Origin of the sequence: Ferrovum myxofaciens, from assembly GCF_000735045.1 — a bacterium.
Lineage (GTDB): Bacteria > Pseudomonadota > Gammaproteobacteria > Burkholderiales > Ferrovaceae > Ferrovum > Ferrovum myxofaciens.
In genome coordinates, this window is sequence record NZ_JPOQ01000450.1 from 1 (window position 1) to 274 (window position 274).

Sequence of the window (274 nt, forward strand, 5' to 3'; positions counted from 1 at the left end):
GTCGAAGTACAATTTTCCTGGGGATGACACGCCGATTGTGATTGGAAGCGCGTTGAAGGCGCTGGAAGGGGATCAGTCGGAGATTGGAGAGCCCTCGATCTGGAAGTTGGCGGAAGCGTTGGACACTTACATTCCTGAGCCGAAGCGTGCGATTGATGGACCGTTTTTGATGCCTGTGGAAGATGTATTTTCCATTTCAGGGCGCGGGACGGTGGTGACGGGTCGGATTGAGCGCGGGATAGTGAAGGTTGGGGATGACATCGAGATTGTGGGG

The 274-nt window shown here is 54.7% G+C and carries 1 pseudogene; it reads left to right on the plus strand.

From position 1 onward, the window contains the following. Positions 1–274 (plus strand): annotated as a pseudogene (tuf, locus tag IV91_RS0114505) (elongation factor Tu); the annotation flags it as partial.